The organism is Mycobacterium sp. E2497 (assembly GCF_001668695.1).
Lineage (GTDB): Bacteria > Actinomycetota > Actinomycetes > Mycobacteriales > Mycobacteriaceae > Mycobacterium.
Map to the genome: position 1 here is coordinate 1 of NZ_LZKD01000215.1, position 5,194 is coordinate 5,194.

General features: G+C 68.5%; 6 protein-coding genes and 1 pseudogene. 6 read left to right on the top strand and 1 reads right to left on the bottom strand.

The features are described 5' to 3' along the window. The 6 genes and pseudogenes from A5713_RS28430 to A5713_RS19650 form a co-directional block, all read left to right on the top strand. Positions 1-168 (top strand): annotated as a pseudogene (locus A5713_RS28430) (acyl-CoA dehydrogenase); the annotation flags it as partial. Beyond that, positions 165-632 (top strand): MaoC family dehydratase, encoded by a 468-nt coding sequence (locus A5713_RS19630; protein ID WP_068098059.1) that lies wholly within the window; start codon positions 165-167, stop codon positions 630-632. The pseudogene A5713_RS28430 and the gene A5713_RS19630, both read left to right, overlap by 4 nt. After that, a complete protein-coding gene (locus A5713_RS19635; protein ID WP_068098060.1) occupies positions 629-1,798 on the top strand; it encodes a lipid-transfer protein in 1,170 nt (389 codons plus the stop codon). Before A5713_RS19630 ends, A5713_RS19635 begins: the two co-directional genes overlap by 4 nt. 11 nt (positions 1,799-1,809) lie before the next feature. Beyond that, positions 1,810-2,880, top strand: coding sequence for a zinc-binding dehydrogenase (locus A5713_RS19640; RefSeq protein ID WP_068098061.1), 1,071 nt, complete (start codon positions 1,810-1,812; stop codon positions 2,878-2,880). Then, the gene (locus tag A5713_RS19645; protein WP_068098062.1) at positions 2,880-3,491 is read left to right on the top strand and encodes a TetR/AcrR family transcriptional regulator; all 612 of its coding nucleotides are present in this window, start codon (positions 2,880-2,882) and stop codon (positions 3,489-3,491) included. Before A5713_RS19640 ends, A5713_RS19645 begins: the two co-directional genes overlap by 1 nt. Positions 3,492-3,550: 59 nt before the next feature. Next, positions 3,551-4,585 (top strand): alpha/beta hydrolase, encoded by a 1,035-nt coding sequence (locus A5713_RS19650; RefSeq protein WP_102419834.1) that lies wholly within the window; start codon positions 3,551-3,553, stop codon positions 4,583-4,585. 87 nt (positions 4,586-4,672) lie between these two features. Here the strand turns inward: A5713_RS19650 and A5713_RS19655 are convergent. Then, positions 4,673-5,194 (bottom strand): HNH endonuclease signature motif containing protein (locus A5713_RS19655; protein ID WP_156751953.1); only part of this gene is annotated, 522 nt, incomplete at its 5' end.

The following is a 5,194-nucleotide window of genomic DNA, read 5'->3' on the forward strand; positions in this document are numbered from 1 at the left end:
GCCACCGCCCAGCACGTCCACGGCGGCATCGGGATCGACATCACCTATCCCCTGCACCGCTACTTCCTGTGGGCCAAGCACAACGAGCTGACGCTCGGCCCCGCCGCGGCGCAGCTGGCCCACTTGGGCGCAACGTTGGGCGCAACGTATTCGGAAGGACTCTCATGACGACCACCACGAGCCGCACCACCACCCTGCGCTGGGCGGACATCTCCGTCGGCGACGAGGTGACTCCGCTCGAAGTCCCCATCACCACAACGATGATCGTCGCCGGGGCGATCGCCACCCGCGACTTCATGCCCGTGCACCACGACCGCGACTACGCGAACAAGCAGGGCTCGCCCAACCTGTTCATGAACATCCTCACCACCAACGGCTACTGCGTGCGGTTCCTCACCGACTGGGCCGGGCCCGAAGCGATGGTCAAGAACCTGTCGATCCGCCTTGGCGTGCCGTGCTTTCCCGACGACCCGCTGCGCTTCACCGGCAGCGTCACCGGAAAGACCGAGGGCAGCGGGGATGAGAACTTCGTAGAGGTGACGTTCAAGGGCTCCAACAGCTTGGGCGACCACGTCGCGGGTACGGCGGTCCTCAGCCTGCTCGACGGGGCGTGCGAAACGGGTCAAGCGTGAGCTCCTCGCTGCCCGGCAGCTGCGCCATCGTCGGCATCGGCCAGACCGAGTTCTCCAAGGAGTCGGGGCGCAGCGAGCTCCAATTGGCCTGTGAGGCGGTGAGTGCCGCGCTCGACGACGCCGGCCTGACACCCGGAGACGTCGACGGCATGGTCACCTTCACGATGGATTCCAGCGACGAGATCGAGATCGCCCGCAACGTGGGCATCGGCGACCTGAGCTTCTTTTCCCGCGTGCACCACGGCGGCGGGGCCGCCGCCGGCACCGTCGTGCACGCCGCCATGGCCGTCGCGACGGGCGTCGCCGACGTGGTGGTGTGCTGGCGCGCCTTCAACGAACGCTCCGGCATGCGGTTCGGCGGCAGCGGGCGCACCGACCTGGGGACCCCGCTGTTCATGGCGCACTACGCGCCCTTCGGACTGCTCACCCCCGCGGCGTGGGTCGCGATGCACGCCCAGCGCTACATGTCGACGTATGGCGTCACCAACGAAGACTTCGGCCGCATCGCGGTCGTGGACCGCGCACACGCGGCCCGCAACCCCGATGCCTGGTTCTACCAGCGTCCGATCACGCTGGAAGATCACCAGAAATCGCGGTGGATCGTCGAACCGGTACTGCGGCTGCTGGATTGCTGCCAGGAAAGCGACGGCGGGGTCGCGCTCGTGGTCACCAGCGCCGAACGCGCGCGCGACCTACGACAGCCGCCGGCGATCATCACGGCGGCCGCCCAGGGCGCGGCCGCCGACGGCGAGATGATGACCAGCTACTACCGCGACGACATCACCGGGCTGCCCGAGATGGGCGTGGTCGCCAAGAGGCTGTGGCGCGACTCGGGCCTCAAGCCGCAGGACATCCAAACCGCCTTCATCTACGACCATTTCACGCCGTTCGTGTTCGCCCAGCTCGAGGAGCTCGGGTTCTGCGGACGCGGCGAGGCGAAGGACTTCGCCACCGTCGAGCGGCTCTCACTGGGTGGGGAGTTCCCGATCAACACCAATGGCGGGCTGCTCGGCGAGGCCTACATCCACGGCATGAACGGCATCACCGAGGGAGTGCGCCAGGTCCGCGGGACGTCCTACAACCAGGTCGACAACGTCGAGCACGTGCTCGTCACGTCGGGAACCGGCGTGCCCACCAGCGGGTTGATCCTGGCGCCCGCCAACTGAGGGGGATCATCATGCCGAAGCTCGCGCTGCTGACCGCCCACGGCGGTCCCATCGAGCTGGCCGAGTTTCCGTTGACCACACCGGCGCCCGGCAGCGCGGCGCTGCGGCTGCGGATGGCCGGCATCTGCGGATCTGACCTGCACATCTTCCGCGGCGAACTGCCGTTGCCGTGCCCGTTCGCCATGGGCCACGAAATGGTGGGCGAGATCGCCGAACTGGGCGACGGCCTGACCACCGATGCGACCGGGAAGCCGCTGGCGGTGGGGGATCGCGTGGTCACGCCGTATTTCTGGTTCTGCGGCCAGTGCCACGCCTGCGCGCGGGGCCGCTCCCACGCGTGTCAGAACCTGATGGCCGGCGAATACCGGACCCACGATCAGGCGCCGCACTTCGTCGCCGCCTACGGCGAGTACTACTACACCAGCCGGCGCCAGCCGCTGTACAAGGTGCCCGAGGGCCTGCCGGACGAAGCCGTCGCCCCGCTGAACTGCGCGCTGGCCCAGGTGCTGTTCGCGCTGCGCGAGGTGCGCCTCGGCGACACGGTGGTCATCCAGGGTGCGGGCGGGCTGGGCATCAACGCCGCGGCCGTGGCCCGCACCGCCGGTGCCGCGGAGGTCATCGTCATCGACAAGATCCCCGAACGGCTCGACGTCGCCGCCGATTTCGGTGCCACACATTGCATCGACGCGAGCGCCCTGTCGGCCGCGGAGGTCGCCCAACAGGTCCGCGCGCGCACCGGCGGCGTCGGCGCCGACTGGGTGCTCGAGGTCGTCGGCGTGCCGGGCGTCATTCCCGAGGGGATCGGCTTCCTCAACAACGGGGGAACGCTCCTCGAGGTCGGCAACGTCGGCATGGGACGAACCTTCGAGCTGGATCCGAGCGTGCTGGTCTACGGCAACAAGTCGGTGCGCGGCGTCATGTTCTACGAACCCGTCACGCTGGCGATCGGCCTGAACTTCCTGCAGCACACCAGGTTCCCGTTCGACCGGTTGATGCCCGAACCCTTCCACCTGACCGACGTCAACGCCGCTTTTGCGTCGGCCGACGCCGGGTTGGTGCCGCGGGGTGCGTTGGTGCCGTGATGACCCAAGCGGCCGCCCAGGCCATCGACACCCGCGAGTTGATCGTGGAATCCGCGTACGCCTGCTTCCGCAAGCAGGGGTTGCAGAAGGCGACGATCGTCGACATCGCCAGGACGGCCGGGGTGTCGCGCAGCACCATCTACGAGTACTTCGGCGACAAGGGCGCCATCATCGAAGCCTGCGCCGAACACGCTTCCGAGCGGTTCTACCGCGAGATGTCCAAAGCCATGGCGCGCGGCGCTTCCCTCGAGGAAAAGCTCAGCGAGGCAGCCGTTTTCGTAACCCAGGCCCGGCGATCCATCGCATCCGAGAAGTATTTCGACGAGGACGCCATCAGCCTGCTGCTGACCAAGGACGCCGCCGTGCTGCTGCGCGAGTGCGTCGACTTCGTCGCGCCCTACCTGTCGGCCGCCAGGCTCACCGGGGAGGTGCGCAAGGACCTCGACGTCCAGACCGCCGGCGAATGGTTCGCGCGCATCCTGTTCTCGCTCTTCAGCACGCCGTCCTCGACGCTGGACATGGACGATCCCCAGGCGGTGGCCGAGTTCGTGCGCGCCTACGCGGTGCGCGGGTTCGCCGGCGAACGCGCACGGCCCAGACGCGCCCCCTGAGTCGCTCGAATCGGCCGATCGCGGCCGGTGCGACGGTTAGCATCCAGGGTGTGCGACGCATGCTGGCGCTCACCGCGATCGTGGTGGCCACGACGTCGATGCTGCTGGGGTGCGGCCGGTCCGACCAGAAGCGCGCGGCGTCGCAGGCGGTCGTCATCGTCTCCGGCGGGGATGCGACGAGCCCGTTCACCACACCCGACCAGGCGTGCTCGACCGGGCTGGCGGCGGGCAACACCGACACCGCGATCCGCGAATACCTGCTCAAGCAGGGCTACAAGGTGTTCACGTCACCGGCGATGGCCGGCCGGGGACAGGTGGTGGACCAGACCGGCTTCGGCCCGTTCGGGGTCTGCCCAATCACGCTGCCGGAGAACATGACCGTGAACTCCACCGGGAGCATCGACACCGCCGGCGAACACCTGGCGCGGTTTTTGACCTACCTGCACACCGACAAGGGCATAAACGAGGTCGACCTGGTCGGCCACTCGATGGGCGGCCTGTACTCGCGGGCGGCGATCCGGGTACTGACCACCACGAACTCGGCGGTGCACGTCCGCTCGCTGACCACGATCGGCACGCCGTGGCAGGGCTCGTACCTGTCGGATTACGCCAACGACGTCCTCCCGCTGACCGACTGCGCGGGCGACCAGTTCTGCGAGAACGCGATGAAGGGTTTCAAGACCGAAGTGCTGCGGCTGGTGTCGGGTTCCGGCCGCGAGGTGAATCAGGCTTACCTGATGGGCAAGGACGGCTGGAACCAGTTCCAGGCCGGGGTGTTGGACAAGATCCCGGTGGTGCTGATCGGGGGCAAGAAATTCACCAAGGCCGGGCAGGTCAACCCCATGGTGTGGCCCAACGACGGCATCGTGGCGTTGCGCAGCGCGCTGGCGGTCGACCTGCCCGATTCCGTGCTGCCGCACCGGCGCTGCTACGCGTTCGACGACACGCACAGCATTTTCGTCTCCAACCAGGCCGGGCTGGACTGGAAGACGGCGCTGACGTGGGACCCGCAGGTCTTCGAGTCGCTGCACTCCGCCCTCGAGGGCGCGCCGAAGGCGCTTGACACCGCGAACCGTGAGGGCTGCCCCGGCTGACTCGGGTAGCCGATGTAGCAGTTGAGGATCCAGCGCGAAACCCGTGACGCCGAGATCGGGAATCTGGTCGATGACCGCGCTGCCGGCCTAGTTGGGTGGTGGTGGTTGCGGTTGGAAGGGGTCGTACCACCACCAGTCGGCGCGTTCGCCGGTGGGTCCGGGGCATGGCGCGACGTCGGGTGGGGCCAGGGTGGGTGGGCGCGCAAGTGATGCTGTGCTCAGTGGTCTGCCGCGGCTGTCGGTGACGGTGAGGTCGGCGGCGGGTCCGGTGAGGGTGATGACGCCGCGGTGGTGCAGTCGGTGGTGATAGGGGCAGACCAGCACGAGGTTGGCCAGCTCGGTGGGGCCGCCGTCTTCCCAATGCCGGAGGTGATGGGCGTGCAGCCCACGGGTGGCGCCGCAGCCGGGCACCGCGCACATGCGGTGGCGATGCTCCAGCGCCCGGCGCAGCCGCCGGCTGATGGTGCGCGTCGCCCGCCCGGCGCCGATGACCTCGCCGGCACGTTCGAACCACACCTCGCAGGTGGCATCGCAGGTCAGGTAGCGGCGGTCATCCTCGGTGAGCAGCGGACCCAGATGCAGCGCGGCGGCGGGCTGCTCGACATCGAG